Origin of the sequence: Bacillus sp. C30 (genome assembly GCF_040838255.1) — a bacterium.
GTDB classification, from domain to species: Bacteria; Bacillota; Bacilli; order Bacillales; family Bacillaceae_G; genus Bacillus_A; species Bacillus_A mycoides.
Map to the genome: position 1 here is coordinate 1 of NZ_JBFPJH010000314.1, position 3,735 is coordinate 3,735.

The following is a 3,735-nucleotide window of genomic DNA, read 5'->3' on the forward strand; positions in this document are numbered from 1 at the left end:
GTATTTGCATATCTAGAATGCTTTGAAAATCATTTGCAAAAAATAATCCCTTTAAGCGGCATGAAAATGACCAATTTACCCATTCACGAATATTTTTGCTACTAGCTAGATCATCATATTCTTGAAGTAATTCAAATGCTTTATTAATTAAATTTGGCTGTTGTGATTCAAAAAATGAACTAATGGTTTGTTGGGCTTCTAGTAAGTTTTCTTTTTCATCGGTTAAACTCTCAATTTTAGCCACAACCTGTGAATAAAACTTATCGTTACTATCTAGTATCTTGATTAGAAGCGATAATCGTCCACGATTATTCGTTGTTTTCAAAATTTGTGTCATTAGTCTTTCTTTTAGGGTTTCTGGTAGATGAGAACATGTGTCAAGTATCAATTTGTACAGTGATTCCTGTGTTTGGGACATTCTAGAAATTTCATAAGTAAGAGAAAAGATGTCAACATATCCTCTCTTTGCATCCTCACGTTGGTATTCTAGTAATTGCTCTAATACTCTTACCAAATCATTTAGACATTCATCCGTTTCAGAATCTTTCCAGTTTATTATTAAGTTACAAATAAACTGTAGATGTAAGCGAAGCTTGTAAATATAATCTATTCCATTGTCTTTACTTAAGTGATGGAAGCAATTGATGAATTTTGAATATAAAACTTTATCTGTTTGAAAAAGATGATCATTAAAATGTACCCATGCTACACTCATTTCTTCAAAATAAATTCTTCTAATTGGCTGGGGACTAAGTAATGCATCTGTATATCCCTTTTGGAGAATAAATACCCCATCGTTTAAAATTTGCTCAATAGTGGCCGTTTCGGTTTCCCTCAAAGGCATTTGATTGCAATTTAAAACAATCCATAACATTATGTAATATTCGCAAGAAATAAGTGGATTATCGGAATTATCTAAATTATCACATATCACAGGAGATAGTACGGGTAAAATATTTGGAAGAACTCGACCTTGATTATTTTCATAAGTCAGCTCTTCAATCATCTTTAAAAATGATGAGTACCGATAGTTAGCTAATCGCACTTCTTTTTCATTATTACCCCTATAAGATTGAGCATCTTTTTTTGATTGGAATAGCCACTTAGTAACATTCCATAGCTTTAAACTTGCTTCTTTGGATTCTAACTGTTTAAATGTATGTCCAAAGAAAGTTAAACCTATATCCCACCATTCTTTCTTAAGTGTTTCTTCTTGTATTTTTTCTAAATCATTCAATTCTGGCTTGAAAGAGGCTAATAAAATCAATGCCAAATCTAAATGTTTTGAAGAAGTAAGCATTAATGGTATCCACTCTGGATGATATTCGATTACAGAATAATAGATTACATGGTAAAAAAATGGGCGTTGCTCCGCCTCAGAAAGAAGTTGATCCAATAGTAGTGAAGGGGTGAGGGACTCAACGCCATTTTTCAGTTCTGATCTAATGAGAAAGTCAAGTAGCCACCAAATTCTATCACGAGCATCATTGACATAACTATTATGCTCACTAATGTCATCCAAGACCCAAGACAAACGATCAGGAAAAGGTTTACTTGAAGGATCCTCTACAGCTTCAGGTTTAGAAAATGGCTGCACCTCTAATTCCCTTTTAATGGCTTCCTCTTTCCATCCAATAACATCTTTTTCAGAAAGGATTTGTTCCATAATGGCCTCATTTAATGAATTAAGTTCTTGTTTGTTTAAATAATCGAGAAAATGAATGCTAGCCTCTTGGGATAATTCATAATAATTTATCCACCATGTAAGACGGTCTAGAGGAATTGATGGGCCGCAATGACTTTCACTCCAAAGCCTTGCTAGAACAATGTTGGCATTGGCACTAAATAACATGTGTAATGGATTTAGGGCATATTGCTCTTCTTCCTGAATAATGATTTCATACTTGAGTAATTCAGCTAGTTCAGGTGTGTTAGGGTATTGAATTCTATGCGCTTCTAATATCTGCTCAAATTTGTTTATAATTATAAAACGTTCATCAGGATACGGAGTGCTTTTTAAAAATTCAAAGAAACCTTTGAGATGCGATTCGGTTTCGATATTACCTATTCGAGCCTCATGAGGAAGATACCAACGATTCCAAACTACACGTATCCATTGATTCCTAACAAATTCGTCCCATTGAAATGTAGGCGATGGATCTTTTTTAGAATACATTTCAACTAGTTTCTCTACATTGGTCAGACTACGTTTATCAAGAGAAACTTGGCTATTTTGTAACATTTTTAAATAAAAAAGATCCGCTCCCCAATCGTTTGAGTAAACTTCTCTCTCACAAAGACTACGATCGATAGAGGGACAAGCATATGGCGTTAATTTGTTTTTAAAGTATTTAATAGCATCATTTTTAGTATAAGTAAGATTCGATTCGATTAAGTTTTTCATAGTGCTCCTTCCATAATCATCCTGTGTGTATATGATATATTCTAAATTAATAATATCAAACTTGCAAAACTCCTCCAAATTACTATTTTATCTATTTATAACGATTTAGTAACGTTTGGAATTTTACATGCCAAGTCATCAAATGTACAGTTGACTGGCTATCCACTCGGTCAACTCTCGCATATCCGATAAGATGCGAGTATTTCGCTACCGTTGACGTATAACTGTAGCGTGTGCCTTCTTAATAGATAGAGCCTTCACCCGTTTCCTTTAAAAAGATTTAATAAATTTCGATAAACGTTAAAGGATAATGTCTCTTAGACATAAAAAATAAGCCTCCTAACTCGACGCTGACCGCACGCAGTACGTTTCAACTTTCGAATAAAAAGGCTTATTTGATGAGAATTCAATGCCCCCAACAAGTTATTTTTAATGTCCCAGGAGAAATTCGAACTACCGACCGTTGTTCCCTATACTGTAGACTGACACGGGAATATACTTTCATGTATGTTACAAATTATACTTTACTTGGATACATATGTTTTTAAATATTCTTCGGTCGTATAAACTTTAATAAAATCACTAGTTTGTATGACCCCACCTGGTTTTAAATGGGTATCAATGTCATATTCAAAATCATAACCTTGATTTTGAATTGTTAACTCAATCAATGAGCGCCTCTTTAAAAACTCTTTTTCCCGTTCAGAAAGTTCATTCCAACATGGTGGGTTTTCTGTAATTGGCTTCTCAAATTGAGAAATATTGGCTCTAAACTCAATCACGAAATATACGTTAATACGTATTGAGAAAGTGTTCTTTTCTTCATCTCTTCCAGCTCGTTTTGCATAATATCAAGCTCTGCTTCCGTCTCTTCTAATCTCTGATTCACTTTTTGATGCATTACTTGTGATATTTATTGAAGCTGGAGATATGTATCGTTCCAACTGTTTCCCCACAGATAGAATTTTTCTCTTGTTTCATCTGTAAGATATGTCGAATCTACTAAACATGGAACAAGCTCGTCATCACCAATTAAATAATACACTGTGCAAGCTGATTGTTCTGCTTGTCGAGATACAAAAATAACAAGGCGGTCTGTTGTTTGTACATAATGAGAAAATGTGACACCGTCTAATACAACTGATACTTCCTCAGAAATGTGTTGAATCGACAAGTCAGGAAATACCTCCAGGACCGATTGATCCTGGTACAGTTTATTGAAATATTTATTAACCAAGTAAACTATCTCCTGTATTTGTTTACAGGATGCGTGTAATGTACTAATACTTTTCCTCTGTTGTCTTTATTAATGTTGTTATTCCTTATATAAG

Annotated in this window: 4 protein-coding genes; all 4 read right to left on the minus strand. The window is 33.9% G+C overall.

The window, feature by feature from the left end; translation table 11 throughout:
- Nucleotides 1–2,404, minus strand: a 2,404-nt coding sequence (locus tag AB3X49_RS19215) for a hypothetical protein (protein WP_367964078.1), incomplete at its 3' end; no start/stop codon positions are given.
- Nucleotides 2,405–2,928: 524 nt separating this feature from the next.
- Nucleotides 2,929–3,075, minus strand: a complete 147-nt coding sequence (locus tag AB3X49_RS19220; RefSeq protein WP_367964080.1) for a hypothetical protein — start codon at nucleotides 3,073–3,075, stop codon at nucleotides 2,929–2,931.
- A 107-nt stretch (nucleotides 3,076–3,182) separates the two neighbouring features.
- Nucleotides 3,183–3,305 carry a hypothetical protein gene (locus AB3X49_RS19225; protein ID WP_367964082.1) on the minus strand — a complete coding sequence of 41 codons (123 nt, stop codon included), beginning with the start codon at nucleotides 3,303–3,305 and terminating at the stop codon, nucleotides 3,183–3,185.
- A 12-nt stretch (nucleotides 3,306–3,317) separates the two neighbouring features.
- Nucleotides 3,318–3,578 carry a hypothetical protein gene (locus AB3X49_RS19230; protein WP_367964084.1) on the minus strand — a complete coding sequence of 87 codons (261 nt, stop codon included), beginning with the start codon at nucleotides 3,576–3,578 and terminating at the stop codon, nucleotides 3,318–3,320.
- Nucleotides 3,579–3,735: the final 157 nt, after the last annotated feature.

Coding starts and splice junctions, on each gene's coding strand:
- AB3X49_RS19225 (WP_367964082.1), bottom strand. CDS start 3,305: ATGCATCAAAAAGTGAATCAGAGATTAGAAGAGACGGAAGCAGAGCTT.